The sequence below is a fragment of the Klebsiella sp. EMBS2024 genome (genome assembly GCF_036233805.1).
Lineage (GTDB): Bacteria > Pseudomonadota > Gammaproteobacteria > Enterobacterales > Enterobacteriaceae > Klebsiella > Klebsiella pneumoniae.
This window is the reverse complement of sequence record NZ_JAZARW010000001.1, coordinates 2,166,808-2,188,048: the sequence shown is the minus strand read 5'-3', so window position 1 is coordinate 2,188,048 and position 21,241 is coordinate 2,166,808. Positions and strand designations below refer to the sequence as shown.

Here is a 21,241-nt window from a genome sequence, read left to right as displayed (position 1 = left end):
TATGACAAATATAGCCGCCAGCAGTAATTTCCCCAGGATGACGACGATGGCAAAAACAGATGAGGTGGTGAGCGCGAAAATGATCCCGGTGGTGCAGGGGATTGTTGACTGGATCGAAGCACATATTTTCGACACCCTGTCGGTGAGCGCGATTGCGAAAAAGTCCGGCTACTCACACTGGTACTTCCAGCGACAATTCGCCATGGTAACGGGCTGCACGCTGGCGAGCTACGTCAGCCGACGAAAGATGACGATTGCGACAATCTATTTAACGCAGACGCAGGCGTCGATACAGAGTATTTCTCAGTGCCTGGGATACGAGGGACAAGCCGCTTTCTGCCGGACCTTTCACCGTCACTTTGGCATGTCGCCGACCCGCTATCGTCGTGATACGCCGGGCAAAGAGAGCAATCTGCAATATCCCTTGCGGGTGGGGATGGATATCGAGCAGGAGAGGCGGTCTGCCGCCGCAGCGGCAGACCGGGATCAGCGAATGGTTTTCGGCGTCATGACGCGACGAGCGCCGACATAATGGCGAACCCAGTAATCCTCGCTCAGGGAGGTGATTTGAATATCACGACCTGTGCGCGGCGACTGAATGAATTTTCCGTTGCCGACGTAGACGCCGACATGGTCGGCAGCGCCCCGTCCGCGGGTGCGGAAGAAGACTAAATCGCCGCTCTGCAGTTCATCACGATCCACCGGACGCGCATCGCGCAGGTGGTACATTTCGTTGGCCGTACGCGGGATGTGGATCTTGACCAGGTCCTTATAGGCGTAATAGACCAGCCCGCTGCAGTCAAACCCGGTGCGCGGCGAGGTGCCGCCCCAGCGATAGGGTTTACCCAACTGGCCCATCAGTTTGTTCATCGCGGTACTTTGCGCCTTTTGCACCCGGACCTTGTGGGCGTCGGCGATCGTTAAATTCGCTTCGCTGGCCTCGGGCTTACAGCGTTTTTTATAGCCCTTGCGCACCACGCATTTGCTTTTGACGCTGTTTAGCGCCAGGGTCGGCTCGGCGCTGGCGGCGACCGTTTTCGCGCACTGCTTTTTATAACCTTTACGCAGCACGCATTTTTTCGTCGCGCCGGCGGCCTGACGATGAAGTGCGGTTTGGCTTGCTGCGGTAGTGCGGGTAGGGAGCCGGGTGCGCGAGGACTTTTTACTGGTGGTTTTAGCGGTGGTTTTAGTTTTTTGACTGGTTGCTTTTTTCTTGCGCTCTGAGCCACTTTTCGCGGGCAACGCTTTTGGCGAAGCGGAGGCGTGCGTATGCCCTGATGCCTGAGCCAGTGGCGTGAATGAGATAGACGTGAACAGTAATGCACAGAGCGATATCGCGATTTTGTTTAGCCGCGCCACTGAGCAATCCCCTGATTAATTACAGACATGTACAAATGCCTGACGATGAATGACAAACCGGAATGATTCTAAAGCATAAAAAGCCGGAAAGTTAATATTCTTTTGTATCAAAAATGTCGATTGGTTAACGATTGCAAGAAAACGCGTCAGACATTGACCGCCTCGCACAGAAAATGCGCAATGAGCGCCCGCCTGTGACCGCAAAATGATATTTTTAAGGCAACTTCGCGCAACAGAAGATAAAATATGAATAGTGAAAAAAATGTTATTATCCGTCCTGCCTACAGGACGCTACAATGACAAGTTACTGCCGTAGAAAGAAGTTTAAGGAAGCACGACAATGAGCTCGACTTTAGAAAAGATCCAACGCCAAATCGCTGAAAACCCGATCCTGTTGTACATGAAAGGGTCGCCGAAGCTGCCAAGCTGTGGTTTCTCTGCCCAGGCCGTTCAGGCGCTGTCCGCCTGTGGCGAACGTTTTGCTTACGTTGATATCCTGCAGAACCCGGATATCCGCGCCGAGCTGCCTAAATACGCCAACTGGCCGACTTTCCCGCAGCTGTGGGTAGACGGTGAACTGGTGGGCGGCTGCGATATCGTCATCGAAATGTACCAGCGCGGTGAACTGCAGCAGCTGATCAAAGAGACGGCGGCAAAGTACCATACCGACGAGCCAAAAGCGGAGTAATTCCCGCCATCAGTGAAAAAGCGACTTCCTGGAAGTCGCTTTTTTTATCACTCCGGGGTGGCCACTGGCAGCGGCCAGCCGCCCAGACGCTTCCAGCGGTTCACGATCTCGCAAAACAGCTGCGCCGTCTGCTCGGTATCATACAGGGCGGAGTGAGCCTGCGCGCCGTCGAACGGCATACCCGCGGCAATACAGGCTTTCGACAGCACCGTCTGGCCCAGCGCCAGCCCGCTTAGCGCGGCGGTGTCGAAGGTAACAAACGGATGGAAAGGGTTGCGTTTAAGTCCCGCGCGTTCGGCGGCGGTCATGGTGAAGCTGTGGTCAAAGGTGGCATTGTGCGCCACCATGATTGCCCGGCTGCAGTCGCTCTCTTTCATCCCTTTGCGCACCATTTTGAAGATGGCATGCAGGGCATCGTATTCGCTGACGGCCCCGCGCTGCGGGTCATGCGGGTTAATCCCGTTAAAAGCCAGCGCTTCGGGCTGCAGATTGGCGCCCTCGAAAGGTTCAACATGGAAATGCAGCGTTTCATCGGGCATCAGCCAGCCGTGCTCATCCATCTTCAACGTAATGGCGGCGATCTCCAGCAGGGCGTCGGTTTTGGCGTTAAATCCTGCGGTTTCAACATCGATCACCACCGGATAAAAACCGCGGAAACGGTCGCACAGACCATTCAGTTGAGCGTTCTCGGACATCAGATTCTCTTAGCTGGAAAAAAGTAGCGCGCATTATGGCAAATTTTGCCGCGGCTTGCAGCAGGCAGGGGTGAAAACAACGGGCGCCGTAGCGCCCGGGCGAGCCATGGCATTAAATATGCCAGCGTGGGGAAGCGTTAGTTGCCCAGACCTTTGCCGGCATCTTTCTCTTCAATGAGCTCGATTTTGTAACCGTCCGGATCTTCCACGAAGGCGATGACGGTGGTGCCGCCTTTTACCGGCCCGGCTTCACGGGTGACGTTGCCCCCGTTCTGACGGATCCGTTCGCAGGCTTCGGCGGCGTTATCGACGCTCAGCGCGATATGGCCGTAGGCGGTGCCCAGCTCATAGCTGTCCACGCCCCAGTTGTAGGTCAGTTCGATCACCGCGGTTTCGCTCTCTTCGCCGTAGCCGACAAAGGCGAGGGAGTACTTGTACTCCGGGTTTTCGCTGGTGCGCAGCAGCTTCATGCCCAACACGTTGGTATAGAAGTCGATAGAACGTTGCAGGTCGCCAACGCGCAGCATGGTGTGGAGTAAGCGCATAATGTCCCCTATGCAGTTTATTTGATAGATCAGAACGTTGAGTATAGCGGCGATACGTCGCCGCTATCAATGGAGGGATTACAGAGTCGGGTAATCGGTGTAGCCTTCCGCGCCGCCGCCGTAGAAGGATTCCGGGCGTTGCGGGTTAAGCGGCGCTTTTTTCTGCAGGCGAGCCACCAGATCCGGGTTGGCGATGTAATCGCGGCCAAAGGCCACGGCATCAATCAGCCCTTTATTGATAAGATCGTTGGCTTTTTCTACTGTGTAAGCGCCAGCGCCAATGATCACCCCCGGGAAGCGGTCGCGGACTTTCTGACGGAAAGCTTCACTGTAAGGTTTGCCGCCCGCCCAGTCCGGCTCGGACATGTGCAGATAGGCGATACCGCGTTTCGCCAGCTCGCTAATCAGATACAGCGCGTCTTCTTCTTCGTTCGGGCCATTATCCACATTCTGGAAGCTGCCAATCGGCGACACGCGGATGCCAATGCGCTCGGCGCTCCACTCTTGACTCACGGCGTCAACCACTTCCAGCACCAGACGGGCACGGTTCTCCACGCTGCCGCCGTACTGATCGGTACGCTGGTTCGCCGATGGCGAGAGGAATTGGTGCAGCAGATAGCCGTGGGCTGAGTGCAGCTCAACCAGATCGAAGCCGGCGTCACGGGCATTGCCGACCGCCTGACGGAAATCGTTGACGATCCCTGGGATCTCTGCGGTTTCCAGGGCGCGGGGCATTGAGGTGTCGACGCGAATGGCGTGGCCGTTTTCGTCACGCAGTGAGGTACGGGTGCCCGCGCTCAGTGCGGAAGGCGCTACCGGGGCGGCGCCGCCAGGCTGCAGGCTGCTATGGGAAATACGCCCGGTGTGCCACAGCTGGACGGCGATATGACCATTTTCGGCATGAACGCCGGCGGTGATTTTCTGCCAGGCGGCAATCTGCTCCGGGCTGTGCAGCCCAGGCGCGCCGGCGTATCCTTTGGCCTGCGCGGAGATCTGCGTCGCTTCGGTGATGATCAGCCCGGAACTGGCGCGCTGGCGGTAGTATTCGCCCATCAGCGGAGTAGGGATATCGCCCGGCTCAATGCTGCGCAGACGCGTCAACGGCGCCATAAATACGCGATTAGGGACGGTGACCGCACCGACTTTCAGTGGGCTGAATAATTTTGCTTCCGACATAGTGACTCCTGAGTAGACCGGTCGTCTAGTAACTGATGAAATAAAAACGCCTGTTATACCGCAGGCGCCGCAATAATCTGTTTGGCGTGGGCAAGGGCGCTTTCCAGCGGCGTTGCGCTACGCGTAATTTTGGCCTGCAGGTTGGCCCCGAGCCACAGGGAATACAGCACCTGCGACAGGGTCATGGCCGCGCCGTCAAATGCGAGACTGCCTTCCTGACGTCCTTTCTCCAGCGCGTCGCCCAGCAGGGCGATAATCTGGCTGGCTCCGCGATCCATGGCGGCGCGCATATCTTCCGACAGATCGCAAACCTCCGCGGATAGCTTGACAGTAAGACACCCGCTAATAATCCCCTGCTGGCAGAACTGATTCAGCGTGTGCTGATAGTAGGCCAGCAGGCGATCGCGATAGTTACCGTCGCCATGATCGAAGTGGTCGACCAGGCGCTGCAGATATCCGGTGTAGTGATGTTCAAGCAGCGCGACGCCGAAGGCTTCCTTAGAGCGAAAGTAGTGGTAGAAGGAGCCCTTGGGCACCTCCGCCGTCTTCAGAAGTTCGCTCAAGCCCATTCCGGTAAAACCGCGATGCATGCAAAGCTGCTCGCCGGTGGCCAGGATATGTTCTCGGGTATCGCAATCGCTGTGTCTGTTCATGCTGCACACTGTAGTAGACCGATTGGTCTAATGCAAGCGTCGGCGGAAAAATGTTAGCTGGCGCAGCACGTAGTGAACAAAATTTGCGTCGGCGCGGGGAAACGTCTTCAATGAAAGGAGACGAGGGGACAGGAGGCGTGTGGTGGCAGAGCAGTTAGAATTTTTCCCGGTGCAGAGCCCGTGCCGGGGAATATGTCAGACCGATGAGCGCGGCTACTGTCGCGGCTGTTTCCGCAGCCGTGAGGAACGTTTTAACTGGCAAACGATGAGCGATGCGCAGAAACAGGAGGTTTTGCGTCTTTGCCGCCAACGGCTGCTGCGCAAAATACGCGCGAACAGGCCGGAGCCGGCGGAAGAACCGCAGCAACCCTCACTGTTTTAAGCCAAAAATTACGTATACTCAGAGCACTTTTTTATTGAGGAAGCGGTTATGGTTCAGCGTATTGCTATGGCTCCCCAGGGGCCGGAATTTTCACGTTTTGTGATGGGCTACTGGCGTCTGATGGACTGGAAAATGTCGCCTGGCGAGCTGGTCAGCTTTATTGAGCAGCATCTCGATTTAGGCGTAACCACCGTCGATCACGCCGATATCTATGGCGATTATCAGTGTGAGGCTGCCTTTGGCGAAGCGCTGAAGCGAGCGCCGCATCTGCGTAGCCGGATGGAAATCGTCAGCAAATGCGGTATCGCCACCCGGGCGCGCGCTGAGAACACCATTGGCCACTACATTACCGACCGCGATCACATCGTGCTCAGCGCCGAGCAATCGCTGCGTAATCTGGCGACGGACCATCTCGACTTGCTGCTGATCCACCGGCCGGACCCACTGATGGACGCCGACGAGGTAGCCGAAGCTTTTCTCGCGCTGCATCATAGCGGTAAAGTGCGCCATTTTGGCGTCTCGAACTTTACCCCCGCCCAGTTCACCTTGCTGCAGTCACGTCTGCCGTTTACCCTGGCCACCAACCAGGTCGAAATTTCACCGGTGCATCAGCCGCTGCTGCTCGACGGTACTCTCGATCAGCTGCAGCAACTGCGTATTCGTCCGATGGCGTGGTCTTGTCTTGGCGGTGGTCGCCTGTTTAACGAAGAGGGCTTCCAGGCGCTGCGCGATGAGCTGGCGCAGGTGGCGCACGAGCTTAACGCCGACAGCATCGAACAGGTAGTTTATGCCTGGGTGCTGCGTCTGCCGTCGCAGCCGCTGCCGATTATTGGCTCGGGCAAAATCGAGCGCGTGCGCTCGGCGATTGTGGCTGAAAAACTCAGCATGACCCGTCAGCAGTGGTTCCGCATCCGTAAAGCCGCGCTCGGGTACGACGTACCGTAACGGGCATTTCCCCTCCGGAAAGGCGTTCCTGGTTTACACTTAACAGGGAGACAGCCATCCGGAGGTGTTATGCAACGATGTATTCTCGCGATCTTATCCCTCGCATTTTGCGCTGGCGCACAGGCCGTTAGTGAAGATGTGCAACTTAATCTCGTGACCACCCAGGGCGTCGGTCAGACCATCGGCAGCGTCAAAATCACCGAAACCGACCGCGGACTCGAGTTCGCCCCCACTTTGCGGGCGCTACCGCCGGGTAAGCACGGGTTTCATATTCATGCCGAAGGCAGCTGCCAGCCGGCGATGAAAGAAGGTAAAGCCGTGGCCGCCGGGGCGGCGGGCGGACATTACGATCCGCAGCATACCGGCAAACACGAAGGGCCGTTGGGGGCCGGGCATCTTGGCGACCTGCCCCTGCTGGTGGTCAACGATGCGGGCGTAGCCGACCAGCCGATTATTGCTCCGCGCCTGAAAACGCTGGCGGAGGTGAAAGGGAAAGCGCTGATGGTCCACGTAGGCGGGGATAACATGGCCGACAGTCCGCAGCCGCTGGGCGGCGGCGGCGAACGGTTTGCCTGCGGGGTGATTAAGTAGTTCCTTCGCCAATTGTGCCGGCCACCGGGGCCTGTTCCAGCTGCGACAAGGCGCAGTACAGTCGCCAAATCGCGGCGGCCAGTTCCCGCGCCGCCGGCTGATGATGGTGGTTCAGGGCGTCGCAGATCCGCTGCAGCTCCTGCAGGGTGGAGGCCAGCGGGCGCTGCTGCACGCCGCGCTCGCTCATCACATCGCGTAACAGGTTGATGCACAGGTCGCGCACCTGGGCGAGAGGATCGGAGCGGGTTTCCCATTCGCGAAGCTGCCAGACGACGTGCGAGCAATTGAGCAGCACGACGCCCCAACGCAACAGCCAGCGGCGCGCCAGGGCATCCTTACTCTGGCTGAGCTGACTGACGTGGTGATAGACCAGCGATTCAAATTCATGCTCACTGTGCTGAGGATGACGGCTAAGCTGATCGACAAAGTGACGCCGTAACGCTCTGATATGGCGTCGCCCTTTGCGGGCGTCAGAGCCCGGACTCAGTACCGCAAAGGCCAGCCAGGCAAAGCCTACCCCGACAATCTTGCTCAAATTATCATTGAAAAAGGCCGCATAATCGTACACCGGCGGGTTGGTGACGGCGATAAACGAGCCCATAAAGACGATAAGCTGTCCCCACAGGCCGGCGTATTTGGGCCACTGCAGTTTGAGTAACTGCATGGTGGTCAGGAGCGGGAACAGGAACAGCAGAAACTGCCACAGGTCGGTTACCTGCACCATCAGGCCGAACTTCACTACGAAACTGAATAGCGACAGCAGGACCAGAGTCTGCATCAGCAATGTCAGCGAGCGAAACGGCGAGGCGGATACGGAGTAGAGCACGCAGCAGATGGAGGCCAGGGTCAGGGCCGCCGCGCAGCTGGTCCACTGGGTACTGATCCCCCATGCGCCAATCGCCACCAGCGCGCAAAAGGTACGGACACCGTTGAGCAACGCCTCCGCCTGATCGGTATGGCGGGCTAACGACGGGGCGGCGGGCACATTGAACTCGGCGATCGCCGAGGCATTTTCAACGCGGCGGATCCAGCGGCTGCTCTCCAGGTAAATGCGACAGAAATAGCGCAATCGCGCCCAGAAAGCGATGTGCCGGTAATCGGCATCCTGCCGCGGCGCCAGCGGCGCCAGGATCCGCGCAACGTGATAGCTGTCGGCATGAGGGGTGGCGAGCTCGGCGAGCAGCGACTCCAGTACCTGGCGAGTATTCGCCGGCGCGTCAGGCCAGTTCAGCAGCATCCGTCGCAGACTGGAGATGACGCTGGTCATTCTGAGCTGCTGATGCAGGAGGTAGTTCAGCAGAGGATTCTGCCGACGGAAACGGTAGTGGCTCCAGAAGGCCTGGATACGCAGCAGGTTCATGGTCAGGATCTGGCCAATCACGCTCTCATGGGCGGTGCGAATGGCATCCGTCGTCTCCGGCACCCACAGCAGGCTGGCGTGCTCCAGCAGCCGGGCGTGCATGGTTTTCAGGGCCGTCAGCAGGTTGCTGCCGTCGGAGGTGCTTGGCAGGATCATCATCATTAGCCCGCCGCAGAGGATCCCGACGATGACTTCGCAGACGCGCGACTGGGCGATGACCCACAGCTCGTAGCTGTCGCTGATGTTAATCACCGGAAAGGCGATGATGGCGCAGGTATAGCCCGCCAGCTGAAAGGCATAAGCGACGTTGTTGGTGAACAGGGCGCAGGCCCAGGTGCAGAGCGCCAGCCAGCCGGAGATACTGAACAGAAACAGCCAGGGATCGTTGAGTGTATGACCGGCAAGCAGCAGGGCGGCGCAGGCGCCGAGCAGGCTGCCTGCGATGCGGCCAAAACTTTTACTGATCACGCCGCCGACGGTGGGAAAGCTGACCACCGCCGCGGACGTCATCGCCCAGTAGGGCTCATCAAGATCCAGCGCATAGGCGATACTCAGCGCAAGACACATCGCGATGCCGTTGCGCAATGCGTACCGCCACTGCGGCCGGGTGGCTTTAACCCAGGGGAGTGCGCGCCACGACAGGGTCTGCAGGTTCATTACTGCCCGCCAATTGAGACAGTGCAGGTGGTGCCGGAGACCAGGGTGACATCGGCCGGCAGCGTATCAAAGGCAATTCGCACCGGAACGCGTTGGGCGAGACGAACCCAGGGGATATTTGGTTTGATGTTGGCCACCAGCCCGGTTCCCTGTTCCACGCTCTGGTCGACAATCGCGCGGCCGATGCTCGCGACATGGCCCTTTAGCGTCTGCTGATTGCTATAGAGAATAATTTGTGCCGGATCGCCGATGCGAATGTGGCGCAGTTTGGTCTCTTCGAAGTAGCCCAGCACGTAAAACGAGTGGCTGTCCACCAGGGCAAAGACCGGATGGCCGGTGGTAGCGTAATCACCGACGCGGGTGGAAAGGTTGGTCACCCAGCCATCCACCGGCGCTTTGACAACCGTCTGGCTGAGCTGCCACTGCGCATGTTTCAGCGCCGCTTCGGTTACGCCGACCCCCGCTCTGGCGGCAGCCAGGGTGGTGGTGGCGGTATTCAGGGCGGTATTGACGTTCTCAAGGTCTTCAGCCGAGATGGCATTTTGCGACAGGCTTCGGCGACGGCGAGCCTCGCTGGCGGCCTTGCTTTGCTCCGCCTGCGCTTTCGCCACCTCCGCCTGGGCTTTCGCCAGCTGCGCCTGGGCGTTCAGCACCGCGATGCGATAGGGGGTGTCGTCGATGGTAAACAATACTTCCCCGGCTTTGACCCGTTGGTTATCGGTTACGTTCAACTGCAGAATACTGCCGGAGACCTGAGGGGTGATCCCAACCTGCTCGGCGCGCACTTTGCCGTCGCGGGTCCAGGGTGACTGAGTGTAGAAATTCCATAACAACCATGCGGCAATCAGGGCGACGGCCGCGACCAGCAGCGTTGACAGATATTTTAATCTTTTCATAACAGGGAGATCACCAGGCAATGAGTAATACCAGGGCCAGACAGACCGAGAGCGCGAACAGGGAGAGATCCATTAGTAGCGGGTGCCAGATGTCGCCCGCATACATCCAGTCACGCAGCTGGCGATGTAAAAACAACCAGATAAAGAAACCCAACAAGACGGCTTTGAACAGCGGAGGGAAATAGACGGATGCGCCGAACACCAGGTCCTGCAGCGGCAATCCGGATGTGTTAAGACTCAGTTTCACAAGCAAAAATCCTTTGCCATTACAGGGGTAACCTCAGGACGTGCTACTCTTTAACAGTGTAAATCATTGTTTTGGTTTTTGTTGAATCAAGTAATTCATTTGTTTTGATAATTCAAATGCTGCACACTATTCTAAAATCAGTATAATAACTTAGCAAGCTAATTATAAGGAGATGAAATTGGAATCGCCACTTGGTTCTGATCTGGCACGTTTAGTTCGCGTTTGGCGCGCGCTAATCGACCATCGCCTGAAACCTCTGGAGTTAACGCAGACCCACTGGGTCACGCTGCATAACATCCACCAGCTGCCGCCTGAGCAGTCGCAGATCCAGCTGGCGAAAGCTATCGGTATTGAACAGCCGTCGCTGGTGCGTACGCTCGATCAGCTGGAGGAGAAAGGGCTCATTTCTCGCCAGACCTGCGCAAGCGATCGGCGGGCCAAACGCATCAAGCTGACGGAAAAAGCCGAACCGCTGATCAACGAGATGGAAGAGGTGATAGGTAAGACCCGTGATGAAATCCTCTCAGGGGTCTCGAAGCAGGAAGTGGAAACCTTGCTCCACTTAATCCGTAAACTTGAACAAAATATCCTCGATCTCCAGGCTAAAGATTAATTCTTTGCGGCCCGGGCTAATCCGGGCCTTTTTTCACCCTCCCTGCCGATGCCAGACGATCACCTGGTTACGTCCGTTATTCTTTGCTTCATACATGGCTTCGTCCGCGCGCTGAACGCACGCTTCCGCTGTCACGCTATTGTCGTAGGTGGTATACACCCCCATGCTGATGGTCATTCGCTCCGGTAAATGGCTCTCCCCGGCACTGACCGCCAGGCGGATACGCTCGGCGATCGCTTGCGCTTCTTTTTCACCGGTGTTGACCAGCAGCAGAGCAAATTCCTCACCGCCGATGCGTGCGGCGGCGTCATCTACCCGCGAATGGCTTTCCAGCACCGAGGCGGCGAACTGGATCACTTTGTCGCCGGCGACATGGCCGTAGCTATCGTTGATGCGTTTGAAATGGTCGAGGTCGCTGATGAGCACCGACAGCGGATGCTGGGCATTCACCTTCGCCAGCTGTTGGTTAAGAGTGTCGTAGAAAAAGCTGCGGTTGTAGAGGCGGGTCAACGGGTCGCGGATCGAATTCTGATACGAATGGACATATTTGTGGTTAGACTCGCGATAGAGGATAAAGACGTCAACCAGTAGCACCAGAATCAGGAACAAGGTGCATAGCGTTTCGAAAAAACGCGCCTGGTACCAGGTCTGATCCAGCTCCCCTGCGGTGGAGAGCAGCTGGAAAAGCGTGAACAAATAAGCGCTGNAAAAAAAAGCGCCGCTGAACCAAAAAATATTACGCAGTTTACTCAAGCTAATTAATAAAATCAGCGTGATGAACCAAACTGCCATCAGCAGCCAGCCGATAATACTTTGCCACAACGGGGTAAAGGTATGGCTCAGATCGTCGATAAAATTGACGCTCAGCCACGGCGAATGGCTGGAGTATAGCCATGATAAAACAATAATGGTCAACGTAAAAAGTATACATGCTGTAAATGTAAGAACGTGTGCTTTCCACGAATGCATGATGCGCTGGCGAAAATAGTACAAAATAATAGATGACATGAATAACACAGCCATCATTATATTGCGGAAGAAATAATAAATAACGGCGTCATTTTGATTAACGACCGGGGCCGGATTGCAGGTAAGCCAGTCCGGATAGCTGCTGAGCGTGCCAAGCATCAGCAGCGCTGAGCAGGCAAACCCGAAAGAGACTGGAGTAAGGTACAGACGCCGCTTGCTGCTCCAGTATTTCATGCCCATAAAACAGGCAATGGTAATATGAAAAACCATCAGGAAACTGGTCAGCAGCGGAAATAATATTGAGGAAGTACTACTGAAGCTGGTATGAAAAAACGCAGTCATCCCGGAAATGCCAATCCCGGCCAGTAAACAAATGCAAATATAAAGGATTAGACGTTTAACGATATGATGCACATGTTCGGGCATAGGCAATATTCCACATAAAAGGCAACGGCAGCGACGATGAGTCGCCAGGGCTAATTTACGTTCTTGAGGGTAATAGGGGCGGGCAGATAAGATATTGCGCAGGCGCAATGATTCATGGAATATTAAAATAAAGATGTCTGATGGTTACTACGAATTTATTACGGCGAAATAAACGTGGCTGAAAAATACGATGCGGCGCAACCGGCCGCATCGTAAGGGAGATTATCGCGGAGAGACGGTGACCTGGCTGCCGCTGCCGGCAATGGCCACGCGCTGACCAACGGAGAACGGAGTGCTGCCCTGTTTCTGCACTACCATAATGGTATTGCCATCGTCCTTACGGATTTCCAGTTCAACGCCCTGCGTTTTATTCATCGCGCCCTGAACGCCCTGACCGGCTACGCCGCCCGCGACCGCACCTGCCGCCGTAGCCAGAGAGCGTCCGGTACCGCCGCCGATGGTGTTTCCAAGGAACCCGCCCAGTACCGCACCGCCAATGGCCCCGATGGCATTGCTATCGTCGCCGCTCTGGATCTGTACGGCGCGCGTATGCACGATAGTACCGTAAGTCACGCTCTGCACCTGTTTGGCTTCAGATGCGGAATAAACGTCGCCGGACAGGCCGCTGCTGCTCACGCAGCCTGCGAGCGTAAAACCAATCATCGATACAGCCAAAACACGTAAAATCATTTATGAATCTCCTGTTCACCGAAGGTGTTCAATTGAACGTCCATACGGTTAATTATATGGCATTTAGTCGTCGGCGGGCATAGGTTCTCCCTGGACTATACAAAAAATAATAAACACTGGTGCTTCAACCTCAACTAAACGCCGGTTNTTTACGATGTTCTCTGATTTGTCGCTCTATTGTTAAAAAGTATTAGTACAACATAGCATTAACCGACACTTTATGATGGAGTGNGGGCATACAAGGGTCATGGAATGAAGGAAAACGTATGAGATCGGGTCGCTTTATTGGCGTTATGTCTGGTACCAGCCTGGATGGTATCGATGTCGTTTTGGCCACCATTACTGAAAACATGGTGGCGCAGCAGGCTAGTCTCACCTGGCCCATTCCACACGCGATAAAAGAAGAGATTCTGGCGATTTGCCAGGGGCAGTCGCTGACCCTTTCGCAGCTAGGTCGTCTGGACACCCGTCTGGGACGGCTGTTTGCCGATGCCGTACTGGCGCTGATGCGCCAGGAAAGTCTCAAACCCACCGACGTCATCGCCATCGGCTGCCATGGACAGACCGTATGGCATGAACCGCAGGGAGAGGCTCCGCATACCCTGCAAATTGGTGACAACAACCAGATCGCCGCCCACACCGGGATAACCGTAGTGGGGGATTTTCGTCGCCGGGATATGGCGCTAGGCGGGCAGGGAGCGCCGCTGGTGCCGGCTTTTCATCATGCGCTGCTGGCCCACCCCGTTGAGCGACGTATGGTGCTCAATATCGGCGGGATCGCTAATGTGTCGCTGCTGGCGCCAGGGCAGCCGGTGCGCGGCTATGATACCGGGCCGGGAAATATGTTGCTGGACGCCTGGATCTGGCGCCAGAAGGGCAAACCGTACGACAAGGACGCCCAATGGGCTAGCGAAGGTAAAGTGCTGCTGCCGCTGCTGCAGGACATGCTGAGCGATCCGTGGTTTGCCTTGCCGGCGCCAAAAAGCACCGGTCGGGAATATTTCAATTACGGCTGGCTGGAGCAGCATATGGCCCGCTATCCGGGGCTACGCGGGGAGGATGTTCAGGCTACGCTTGCGGAATTGACCGCCGTCACCATCAGTGAGCAGGTATTGTTAAGCGGCGGCTGCGAGCGTTTGTTAGTGTGCGGCGGCGGCGCGCGTAACCCCTTGTTAATGGCGCGCCTGGCGGCGCTGCTGCCGGGAACCGAGGTCTCCACCACCGATGAGGCGGGGATCAGCGGCGATGATATGGAAGCGCTGGCCTTTGCCTGGCTGGCCTGGCGAACGCTGGCTGGTCTGCCGGGCAATCTGCCCTCCGTGACCGGCGCCAGCGAAGCCTCGGTGCTGGGCGCCATTTTTCCGGCTAACCCGCCGCAGAATCGGAGTTAACTGAAATCTTAAATACGATGCGACCGGTAAACTGGACAAGTTAAGCGGAGGGCGGAGTGCCCGCCGTGACCGGGAAAGTCGAAGGCAAACGAATGAAAAAAATTCTTATCGCAGTTGTACCTTTTATGCTGGCGGGCTGTAGCTACTACAACCAGTTTGTCGAGCGGATGCAGACGGACACGCTGGAGTATCAATGCGACCAGAAACCATTGACGGTCCATCGCAATAACGCACGCCAGCAGGTCAGTTTTATCTATGATAATCAGCAACTGAACCTGTCTGAGGGGCTGTCGGCTTCCGGGGCGCGCTACACCGACGGCGTCTATGTGTTCTGGTCAAAAGGCGATACCGCCACCGTCTATAAGCGCGACCGCATCGTCCTTGATAACTGTCAGCTGCAGACGGCCAAACGTTGAGATTTCTGTCCGGGGGGCGCACAATAACGCCACCTTATGACTACATCCTCAATGGCCATGTCTGATAACGACGAACTCCAGCAAATTGCGCATTTGCGCCGTGAATACACCCGTGGCGGTTTGCGTCGCCACGATCTTCCTGCTGAACCCCTGCCGCTGTTTGAACGCTGGCTGCGTCAGGCCTGCGATGCGAAACTTGCCGACCCAACGGCCATGGTGGTCGCCACCGTCGATGAGCGCGGCCAGCCCTACCAGCGCATTGTGCTGCTGAAGCACTACGACGAAAAAGGGTTGGTGTTTTATACCAACCTTGGCAGCCGTAAAGCGCATCAAATTGAAAACAACCCGCAGGTCAGCCTGCTTTTCCCGTGGCATATGCTGGAGCGCCAGGTGATGGTAATCGGCAAAGCGGAGCGTCTGTCGACGCTGGAAGTGGTCAAATATTTCCACAGCCGTCCGCGCGACAGCCAGATTGGCGCCTGGGTCTCGAAGCAGTCGAGCCGGATCTCAGCCCGCGGCATCCTCGAAAGCAAATTCCTCGAGCTGAAGCAGAAGTTCCAGCAGGGTGAAGTGCCGTTGCCGAGCTTCTGGGGCGGATTCCGCGTCAGCATTGAGCAGATGGAGTTCTGGCAGGGGGGAGAACACCGTCTGCACGATCGCTTTTTATACCAGCGCGATAGCGGCGCCTGGAAAATAGACCGTCTGGCGCCGTAAACGCCGAAATTAGTTATCGAAGCGCTGGCGCTGAAAGGGCCGGCGCTTTATTCTATGTACTTTTCGCATCTGGCGAAAAGTCGTGTACCGGCAGAGGTGCAGTCGTTTATACATGGAGAATTTGATGGCAAGCAGTAACTTGATTAAACAATTGCAAGAGCGGGGGCTGGTAGCCCAGGTGACGGGCGAGGAAGCGTTAGCAGAGCGACTGGCGCAAGGCCCGATCGCGCTCTATTGCGGCTTCGATCCTACCGCTGACAGCTTGCATTTGGGGCATCTTGTTCCATTGTTATGCCTGAAACGCTTCCAGCAGGCAGGTCATAAACCTGTGGCGCTGGTGGGCGGCGCAACCGGTCTGATTGGCGACCCAAGCTTCAAAGCCGCTGAGCGTAAACTAAACACCGAGGATACCGTGCAGGAGTGGGTGGATAAAATCCGCAAACAGGTGGCTCCGTTCCTTGATTTTGACTGCGGCGACAACTCGGCGATCGCGGCGAATAACTATGACTGGTTTGGCAGCATGAACGTGCTGACCTTCCTGCGCGATATCGGTAAACACTTCTCTGTTAACCAGATGATCAACAAAGAAGCGGTGAAGCAGCGTCTGAATCGTGACGATCAGGGTATCTCCTTTACCGAGTTCTCTTACAATCTGCTGCAGGGTTACGACTTTGCCTGCCTGAACAAGCTGCACGGCGTGGCGCTGCAGATCGGCGGCTCTGACCAGTGGGGCAACATCACCTCCGGCATCGATCTGACCCGTCGTCTGCATCAGAACCAGGTGTTTGGCCTGACCGTACCGCTGATCACCAAAGCGGACGGCACCAAATTCGGTAAAACCGAAGGCGGCGCCGTGTGGCTGGATCCGAAGAAAACCAGTCCGTACAAATTCTACCAGTTCTGGATTAACACCGCGGATGCTGATGTCTATCGCTTCCTCAAATTCTTCACCTTTATGGACATTGCGGAGATCAATGCCCTGGAAGAAGAAGACAAAAACAGCGGTAAAGCGCCGCGCGCCCAGTACGTGCTGGCAGAGCAGGTGACGCGCCTTGTTCACGGCGAAGAAGGCCTGGAAGCGGCGAAGCGCATTACCGAAAGCCTGTTCAACGGTAACCTGAGCGACCTGAGCGAAGCAGACTTCGAACAGCTGGCCCAGGATGGCGTGCCGATGATCGAAATGGAAAAAGGCGCCGATCTGCTGCAGGCGCTGGTTGATTCCGAGCTGCAGCCGTCCCGCGGTCAGGCGCGTAAAACCGTTGCCTCTAACGCGGTGACCATCAACGGCGAAAAACAGGCCGACCCGGAATATGTATTCAGTGACAGCGATCGCCTGTTTGGCCGCTACACCTTGCTGCGTCGCGGTAAGAAAAATTACTGCCTGGTCTGCTGGAAATAAAAAAATACTGCCAGGGCGTGGGAAACCACGCCCTTTTTCTTTTTAGGGTTGTGGTAAGAAAATGAAGAACATCCTCGCCATTCAGTCTCACGTTGTGTTTGGCCATGCCGGCAACAGTGCCGCCGAATTTCCGATGCGCCGTCTGGGCGCCAATGTCTGGCCCCTGAATACCGTACAGTTCTCTAACCATACGCAGTACGGCAAATGGACCGGCTGCGTCATGCCGCCTTCGCATTTGACGGAGATCGTTCAGGGCATTGCCGATATCGACAAGCTGCAGACCTGCGATGCGGTACTGAGCGGCTATCTTGGCTCCGCTGAGCAGGGAGAGCATATCCTCGGTATCGTGCGTCAGGTTAAGGCGGCCAATCCGGCGGCGAAATATTTTTGCGATCCGGTGATGGGTCACCCGGAGAAGGGCTGCATCGTCGCGCCGGGCGTGGCGGAGTTCCACGTGCGCTATGCGCTGCCGGCCAGCGATATTATTGCGCCGAATCTGGTTGAGCTGGAGATCCTGTGCGGTCATCCGGTCGCCAGCGTCAGCGAGGCAGTGGCCGCCGCGCGGGAGCTGATTGCCCAGGGGCCGGAAGTGGTATTAGTTAAGCATCTTGCCCGTGCGGGTCTGAGTATGGATCGTTTTGAGATGCTGCTGGTGACGGCCGAAGAAGCCTGGCATATTAGTCGGCCGCTGGTGGATTTCGGCCTGCGTCAGCCGGTGGGCGTCGGCGATGTGACCAGCGGTCTGCTGTTGGTTAAATTGCTGCAGGGGGCAAGTCTGCGCGATGCGCTGGAACACGTCACCGCCGCGGTGTACGAGATTATGCTCGCCACCAAAAATATGCAGGAATACGAACTACAGGTAGTAGCGGCGCAGGATCGCATCGCCGTACCGGAGCACTGCTTCAGCGCCACCCGGCTGTAACTCCCAGGGCCTGNNGACGGTCCGCCGGGCAGGTTCAGGCCTTATTTTAAGCCTTCAGCCGCCAGTGCGGCCGCCACCGCCGGACGCGCTGCCACCTGCGTCATCCAGCTGCCGATATGACCATAGGCAGCCATATCCAGTTTTATAGCATAGGCCCAGCGCAGCACCGTAAACAGATAACCATCGGCAATGGTGAAGCGATGGCCGGTCAGCCACTGTTTGTCTGCCAGCGCTGCATCAACGTATTGCAGCTTTTTCTCAAGCAGCCCCCGCGCGACAGGCTTATAGTCCTCCGGGGTATCCGGGCGGAACAGCGGGGTAAAGCTTTTATGCAGCTCGGTGGCCACATAGTTCAGCCATTCGAGAGTCTGATAGCGCGCAATCGAGCCCACCGGCGCCAGCAGATGACGATCCGGCACCTGGTCTGCGATGTACTGCATGATGGCTACGCCCTCAGTGAGCAGGATATCATCATCCAGCAGCAGCGCCGGCACCTGACCTTTCGGGTTGATCAGCAGATAGTCTTCCCCGTTTTCCAGCCGTTTTTGGGCCAGATCCACGCTCTGCAGGGTAAAATCCAGACCGCTTTCGCGCAGGGCAATATGCGAGGCAAGGGAACAGGCGCCGGGTTTGTAGAACAGTTTCATGCGTGACTCCTCGTGGCTGCAGTTTTCTGTATGTTAGTCCTGCCAGGGGTAAAAAAAAAGCCGCTAAACTAACGTTAGCGGCTTAAAAATAATTAGTTTTCCCTGCGGCGTCAGGCAGCCGCGGTTTCGCGTGCTTTAATGTCCGCGCTGTCGTCCTGAGTCATACGATTCAGTTTCGGCGCGGTCAGCAGCATCAGGGCGGCGATAACCGCGGTGACGATACCAATCTGCAGGAATACGTGACCGTACACTTCCAGCGACACCAGCGGATCGGTGACATTCTCCGGGACTGCCATCAGGTTAGCGATTTTCCCGGCGATGATCGCCGCGCCTGCCGTGGTGAGGAACCAGCTGCCCATGATGAAGCCCATCAGACGCTGAGGAACCAGCTGAGCGACCATCGCCAGGCCGAGGCCGGAAATCATCAGTTCACCGATAGACTGTAGCGCGTAGCTCAGAATCAGCCAGTTGACCGAGACGATACCGGCGTCGCTGGCGAACTTCGCCCCTAAAGGCAGGACGAGGAATGCGCCAGAGCACAGTACCATACCGATAGCAAATTTGTGCGGCATCGGCAGGCGGTCGCCCATCTTGTTGTAGATGGCGGCCAGAATCGGGCTACCAATCATGATCCAGAACGGGTTCAGCGCCTGATACTGTTCCGGTTCAAAGGCGAGACCGAGGATCGAGTGCTCCACGTTACGGATGGCGAAGAAGTTCAGCGAGGTCGGCATCTGGCTGTACAACACGAAGAAGACAATCGCTTCTACCATCAGCAGGAAAGCGACGATCATTTTACGACGCGGAGCGCCTTTCAGGCCTATGGTTTCTTTGGCGAAAATCACGACGATACCCAGTGCGACGACGCCCAGCACCATACGTGCGATACCCTGGTTATGCAGCAGCCAGGTGGCGATAGCGACCAGCACCACCACGCCAGCGATGGTCGCCAGCAGTTTACCCATGTGTACCGGGGCAAAGTCCGGTTTAGAGCCGTACTGTTTAACCCATTTCTGACAGAAGGCGAAGTTAATAATGGTGATCACCATCCCCACCACGCTGAGGGCAAACGCTACGCTCCAGCCAAAACGTGCGGCCAGCCACGGGGTTGCCAGCATAGAGAAGAACGAACCGATGTTGATGGACATGTAGTACATGGTAAATGCACCGTCCAGACGTGGGTCGTTTTTGTCATAGCAGGTAGAAAGCAGGGAGGACGGGTTGGCTTTAAACAGGCCGTTACCGACGGCGATGGTCGCCATACCCATATAGACGATAGCGGCGTCATGGCCGGACCAGGCCACAAGCGCATAGCCAATCGCCAGCACGATAGCGCCCAGCATGATGACACGCTTGGTACCCAGCACTTTATCACCCAGCCAGCCGCCAATGGCGACGAGGCCATAAACCAGCGCGCTAAAGGAGGAGAACAGAGTAATGGAATCCGCTTCCGACATACCCAGCTGTTTTACCAGGTAAACGGCCATGATCCCTTGCAGGCCGTAGTAACCAAAACGCTCCCACAACTCGATCGAGAAAATGAGATAGAACGCGCGTGGTTGTTTGAAAGCGTTCAGACTCACGCTTTCTGCTGGTTTATTGTTTGCAGTAGACACATATACCTCTTTTTTTACATCCCATATTTACTGGGGGGTGTTCGGGGCGCAATCTCGTTGGACCGCCGCCTTTATAGTTATTCTTGGAGGGAAAACGGCAAGTAATGTTCACTATCCTGGCGCATCAGGCAAGGCTTTTGTAATAATCTGTTACACATAATCAGGGTGGTATAATGCTCCGGACATATAGATGTTATACAGCGTTAAATTTTACCGTTTCGATATCGTTGGTATTTTTATCTTTCGGGTTCGCCGGTTTGCCGGGAAAAGGCGATATATTCTACTGATCTGGCGTAATCATAGTGATATGGTCCATTATCTTAAAAAATCATGGGTCATTATCCTGACAATCTTTACTCATCCGTTGTATTGCCTGACATTTATTTCCATTCCAGTAACATTCATTCAACATAAAGTTGCGAGCATGATCTGGATCACAAATGCATAGAAATTTTGCGCTGATAAAAAATGAATGAACTAGTTGTTTGTTATATAACCGGATAATCATCCATAATCATGATGATTATGTGGTGTTAATGGCCGGTGAAATAGATGAATGCGGGCCATAACCCAGAGTTAAGCTATGACCGCAATAGAGACGAGACAGTCAGGCGTAGACTTTATCTTTGTATTCGCAAAGATCTTCAATCAGGCAGGAGCCGCAGCGCGGCTTGCGGGCAATACAGGTATAACGCCCATGCAGGATCAGCCAGTGATGGCAGTCGACCTTAAACTCGGCGGGGACCACCTTCAGAAGCTTCTCTTCCACCTGTTCAACATTCTTGCCCGGGGCGAACTGCGTCCGATTGCAGACGCGGAAGATGTGCGTGTCCACGGCGATGGTCGGCCAGCCAAAGGCGGTATTCAGCACCACGTTGGCGGTTTTACGGCCCACGCCGGGCAGCGCCTCCAGCGCTGCTCTGTCTTCCGGCACCTCACCATTGTGCTGCTCCAACAGGATGCGGCAGGTTTTGATGACGTTTTCCGCTTTGCTGTTAAACAGGCCGATAGTCTTGATATACGATTTTACCCCATCCACCCCCAGGGCCAGCATCGCTGCGGGCGTATTGGCCACCGGATAGAGTTTGGCTGTCGCTTTGTTGACGCTGACATCGGTGGCCTGTGCAGAAAGCAGAACGGCAATCAGCAACTCGAACGGCGAACTGAAATGCAGTTCGGTAGTGGGGTGGGGATCGTTTTCCCGCAGCCTGGTGAGGATCGCCAGGCGTTTGGCTTTGTTCATA

At 56.1% G+C, this 21,241-nt stretch carries 24 protein-coding genes; 11 read left to right on the top strand and 13 right to left on the bottom strand.

Annotated features, from left to right (window positions below):
- Window positions 1-46 precede the first annotated feature (46 nt).
- Complete coding sequence (locus VZP09_RS10010) at window positions 47-532, top strand: helix-turn-helix domain-containing protein (RefSeq protein ID WP_040165305.1); 486 nt, start codon at window positions 47-49, stop codon at window positions 530-532.
- Here the strand turns inward: VZP09_RS10010 and VZP09_RS10005 are convergent.
- Entirely contained in the window at window positions 487-1,359 is an 873-nt protein-coding gene (locus VZP09_RS10005) for a C40 family peptidase (RefSeq protein ID WP_004151204.1), read from the bottom strand. The genes VZP09_RS10010 and VZP09_RS10005 overlap by 46 nt on opposite strands.
- A gap of 340 nt (window positions 1,360-1,699) precedes the next feature.
- On the opposite strand from VZP09_RS10005, the gene VZP09_RS10000 reads away from it, so the two are divergent.
- The gene (locus VZP09_RS10000) at window positions 1,700-2,047 is read left to right on the top strand and encodes a Grx4 family monothiol glutaredoxin (RefSeq protein ID WP_002907768.1); all 348 of its coding nucleotides are present in this window, start codon (window positions 1,700-1,702) and stop codon (window positions 2,045-2,047) included.
- A 47-nt stretch (window positions 2,048-2,094) separates the two neighbouring features.
- Here VZP09_RS10000 and rnt read toward each other — a convergent pair whose 3' ends face one another.
- The 4 genes from rnt to VZP09_RS09980 form a co-directional block, all read right to left on the bottom strand.
- The gene (rnt, locus tag VZP09_RS09995; protein WP_002907766.1) at window positions 2,095-2,742 is read right to left on the bottom strand and encodes a ribonuclease T; all 648 of its coding nucleotides are present in this window, start codon (window positions 2,740-2,742) and stop codon (window positions 2,095-2,097) included.
- 137 nt (window positions 2,743-2,879) lie between these two features.
- Window positions 2,880-3,287 (bottom strand): lactoylglutathione lyase, encoded by a 408-nt coding sequence (gloA, locus tag VZP09_RS09990; RefSeq protein ID WP_002907764.1) that lies wholly within the window; start codon window positions 3,285-3,287, stop codon window positions 2,880-2,882.
- A gap of 78 nt (window positions 3,288-3,365) precedes the next feature.
- Entirely contained in the window at window positions 3,366-4,463 is a 1,098-nt protein-coding gene (locus VZP09_RS09985) for an alkene reductase (protein ID WP_002907763.1), read from the bottom strand.
- 53 nt (window positions 4,464-4,516) lie between these two features.
- Window positions 4,517-5,116, bottom strand: coding sequence for a TetR/AcrR family transcriptional regulator (locus VZP09_RS09980; protein WP_009486422.1), 600 nt, complete (start codon window positions 5,114-5,116; stop codon window positions 4,517-4,519).
- 139 nt (window positions 5,117-5,255) lie between these two features.
- Between VZP09_RS09980 and VZP09_RS09975 the strand changes: the two genes are divergently transcribed.
- From VZP09_RS09975 to sodC, 3 genes are all read left to right on the top strand, one after another.
- The gene (locus tag VZP09_RS09975; RefSeq protein WP_004189722.1) at window positions 5,256-5,498 is read left to right on the top strand and encodes a DUF1289 domain-containing protein; all 243 of its coding nucleotides are present in this window, start codon (window positions 5,256-5,258) and stop codon (window positions 5,496-5,498) included.
- 48 nt (window positions 5,499-5,546) lie between these two features.
- Window positions 5,547-6,443: an aldo/keto reductase gene (locus tag VZP09_RS09970; protein ID WP_002907760.1), complete on the top strand. Its 897-nt coding sequence runs from the start codon at window positions 5,547-5,549 to the stop codon at window positions 6,441-6,443.
- 69 nt (window positions 6,444-6,512) lie between these two features.
- Window positions 6,513-7,034 carry a superoxide dismutase [Cu-Zn] SodC gene (gene sodC / locus VZP09_RS09965; RefSeq protein ID WP_004184268.1) on the top strand — a complete coding sequence of 174 codons (522 nt, stop codon included), beginning with the start codon at window positions 6,513-6,515 and terminating at the stop codon, window positions 7,032-7,034.
- On the opposite strand, the gene VZP09_RS09960 is transcribed toward sodC, so the two are convergent.
- Genes VZP09_RS09960 through VZP09_RS09950 form a run of 3 tightly spaced genes read right to left on the bottom strand, consistent with a single transcriptional unit; the run spans window position 7,027 to window position 10,194 of the window.
- Window positions 7,027-9,051, bottom strand: coding sequence for an FUSC family protein (locus VZP09_RS09960; RefSeq protein WP_328795092.1), 2,025 nt, complete (start codon window positions 9,049-9,051; stop codon window positions 7,027-7,029). The genes sodC and VZP09_RS09960 overlap by 8 nt on opposite strands.
- A complete protein-coding gene (locus tag VZP09_RS09955; RefSeq protein WP_004143835.1) occupies window positions 9,051-9,947 on the bottom strand; it encodes an efflux RND transporter periplasmic adaptor subunit in 897 nt (298 codons plus the stop codon). Before VZP09_RS09955 ends, VZP09_RS09960 begins: the two co-directional genes overlap by 1 nt.
- 10 nt (window positions 9,948-9,957) lie before the next feature.
- Complete coding sequence (locus VZP09_RS09950; protein WP_004143834.1) at window positions 9,958-10,194, bottom strand: DUF1656 domain-containing protein; 237 nt, start codon at window positions 10,192-10,194, stop codon at window positions 9,958-9,960.
- Between the two features lie 172 nt (window positions 10,195-10,366).
- Between VZP09_RS09950 and slyA the strand changes: the two genes are divergently transcribed.
- Window positions 10,367-10,807 carry a transcriptional regulator SlyA gene (gene slyA, locus VZP09_RS09945; protein ID WP_004143833.1) on the top strand — a complete coding sequence of 147 codons (441 nt, stop codon included), beginning with the start codon at window positions 10,367-10,369 and terminating at the stop codon, window positions 10,805-10,807.
- 33 nt (window positions 10,808-10,840) lie between these two features.
- On the opposite strand, the gene VZP09_RS09940 is transcribed toward slyA, so the two are convergent.
- A complete protein-coding gene (locus VZP09_RS09940) occupies window positions 10,841-12,202 on the bottom strand; it encodes a GGDEF domain-containing protein (protein WP_328795481.1) in 1,362 nt (453 codons plus the stop codon).
- Window positions 12,203-12,424: 222 nt separating this feature from the next.
- Window positions 12,425-12,892, bottom strand: coding sequence for an outer membrane lipoprotein SlyB (gene slyB, locus VZP09_RS09935; protein WP_002907749.1), 468 nt, complete (start codon window positions 12,890-12,892; stop codon window positions 12,425-12,427).
- A 266-nt stretch (window positions 12,893-13,158) separates the two neighbouring features.
- On the opposite strand from slyB, the gene anmK reads away from it, so the two are divergent.
- The 5 genes from anmK (at window position 13,159) to pdxY (ending at window position 17,734) form a co-directional block, all read left to right on the top strand.
- Entirely contained in the window at window positions 13,159-14,283 is a 1,125-nt protein-coding gene (anmK, locus tag VZP09_RS09930; protein WP_004143831.1) for an anhydro-N-acetylmuramic acid kinase, read from the top strand.
- A 92-nt stretch (window positions 14,284-14,375) separates the two neighbouring features.
- Window positions 14,376-14,699, top strand: a complete 324-nt coding sequence (gene mliC, locus VZP09_RS09925) for a C-type lysozyme inhibitor (protein WP_002907744.1) — start codon at window positions 14,376-14,378, stop codon at window positions 14,697-14,699.
- A gap of 57 nt (window positions 14,700-14,756) precedes the next feature.
- Complete coding sequence (pdxH, locus tag VZP09_RS09920; RefSeq protein ID WP_002907742.1) at window positions 14,757-15,413, top strand: pyridoxamine 5'-phosphate oxidase; 657 nt, start codon at window positions 14,757-14,759, stop codon at window positions 15,411-15,413.
- 124 nt (window positions 15,414-15,537) lie between these two features.
- On the top strand, window positions 15,538-16,812 hold the full coding sequence (tyrS, locus tag VZP09_RS09915; RefSeq protein ID WP_328795091.1) for a tyrosine--tRNA ligase: 1,275 nt from the start codon (window positions 15,538-15,540) through the stop codon (window positions 16,810-16,812).
- 61 nt (window positions 16,813-16,873) lie between these two features.
- The gene (gene pdxY, locus VZP09_RS09910) at window positions 16,874-17,734 is read left to right on the top strand and encodes a pyridoxal kinase PdxY (protein ID WP_002907739.1); all 861 of its coding nucleotides are present in this window, start codon (window positions 16,874-16,876) and stop codon (window positions 17,732-17,734) included.
- 41 nt (window positions 17,735-17,775) lie between these two features.
- Here the strand turns inward: pdxY and gstA are convergent, their stop codons facing one another.
- From gstA to nth, 3 genes are all read right to left on the bottom strand, one after another.
- Complete coding sequence (gene gstA, locus VZP09_RS09905) at window positions 17,776-18,381, bottom strand: glutathione transferase GstA (protein ID WP_002907736.1); 606 nt, start codon at window positions 18,379-18,381, stop codon at window positions 17,776-17,778.
- Between the two features lie 110 nt (window positions 18,382-18,491).
- On the bottom strand, window positions 18,492-19,997 hold the full coding sequence (dtpA, locus tag VZP09_RS09900; RefSeq protein WP_004151206.1) for a dipeptide/tripeptide permease DtpA: 1,506 nt from the start codon (window positions 19,995-19,997) through the stop codon (window positions 18,492-18,494).
- A gap of 607 nt (window positions 19,998-20,604) precedes the next feature.
- A complete protein-coding gene (gene nth, locus VZP09_RS09895; protein ID WP_002907734.1) occupies window positions 20,605-21,240 on the bottom strand; it encodes an endonuclease III in 636 nt (211 codons plus the stop codon).
- Window position 21,241 lies beyond the last annotated feature (1 nt).

What these genes read in the sequence shown, in the direction of transcription:
- VZP09_RS10010 (WP_040165305.1), top strand. Translation starts at nt 47, where the DNA reads ATGGCAAAAACAGATGAGGTGGTGAGCGCGAAAATGATCCCGGTGGTG.
- VZP09_RS10000 (WP_002907768.1), top strand. Translation starts at nt 1,700, where the DNA reads ATGAGCTCGACTTTAGAAAAGATCCAACGCCAAATCGCTGAAAACCCG.
- rnt (WP_002907766.1), bottom strand. Translation starts at nt 2,742, where the DNA reads ATGTCCGAGAACGCTCAACTGAATGGTCTGTGCGACCGTTTCCGCGGT.
- gloA (WP_002907764.1), bottom strand. Translation starts at nt 3,287, where the DNA reads ATGCGCTTACTCCACACCATGCTGCGCGTTGGCGACCTGCAACGTTCT.
- VZP09_RS09985 (WP_002907763.1), bottom strand. Translation starts at nt 4,463, where the DNA reads ATGTCGGAAGCAAAATTATTCAGCCCACTGAAAGTCGGTGCGGTCACC.
- VZP09_RS09980 (WP_009486422.1), bottom strand. Translation starts at nt 5,116, where the DNA reads ATGAACAGACACAGCGATTGCGATACCCGAGAACATATCCTGGCCACC.
- VZP09_RS09970 (WP_002907760.1), top strand. Translation starts at nt 5,547, where the DNA reads ATGGTTCAGCGTATTGCTATGGCTCCCCAGGGGCCGGAATTTTCACGT.
- sodC (WP_004184268.1), top strand. Translation starts at nt 6,513, where the DNA reads ATGCAACGATGTATTCTCGCGATCTTATCCCTCGCATTTTGCGCTGGC.
- VZP09_RS09960 (WP_328795092.1), bottom strand. Translation starts at nt 9,051, where the DNA reads ATGAACCTGCAGACCCTGTCGTGGCGCGCACTCCCCTGGGTTAAAGCC.
- VZP09_RS09955 (WP_004143835.1), bottom strand. Translation starts at nt 9,947, where the DNA reads ATGAAAAGATTAAAATATCTGTCAACGCTGCTGGTCGCGGCCGTCGCC.
- slyA (WP_004143833.1), top strand. Translation starts at nt 10,367, where the DNA reads ATGAAATTGGAATCGCCACTTGGTTCTGATCTGGCACGTTTAGTTCGC.
- slyB (WP_002907749.1), bottom strand. Translation starts at nt 12,892, where the DNA reads ATGATTTTACGTGTTTTGGCTGTATCGATGATTGGTTTTACGCTCGCA.
- anmK (WP_004143831.1), top strand. Translation starts at nt 13,159, where the DNA reads ATGAGATCGGGTCGCTTTATTGGCGTTATGTCTGGTACCAGCCTGGAT.
- mliC (WP_002907744.1), top strand. Translation starts at nt 14,376, where the DNA reads ATGAAAAAAATTCTTATCGCAGTTGTACCTTTTATGCTGGCGGGCTGT.
- pdxH (WP_002907742.1), top strand. Translation starts at nt 14,757, where the DNA reads ATGTCTGATAACGACGAACTCCAGCAAATTGCGCATTTGCGCCGTGAA.
- tyrS (WP_328795091.1), top strand. Translation starts at nt 15,538, where the DNA reads ATGGCAAGCAGTAACTTGATTAAACAATTGCAAGAGCGGGGGCTGGTA.
- pdxY (WP_002907739.1), top strand. Translation starts at nt 16,874, where the DNA reads ATGAAGAACATCCTCGCCATTCAGTCTCACGTTGTGTTTGGCCATGCC.
- gstA (WP_002907736.1), bottom strand. Translation starts at nt 18,381, where the DNA reads ATGAAACTGTTCTACAAACCCGGCGCCTGTTCCCTTGCCTCGCATATT.
- nth (WP_002907734.1), bottom strand. Translation starts at nt 21,240, where the DNA reads ATGAACAAAGCCAAACGCCTGGCGATCCTCACCAGGCTGCGGGAAAAC.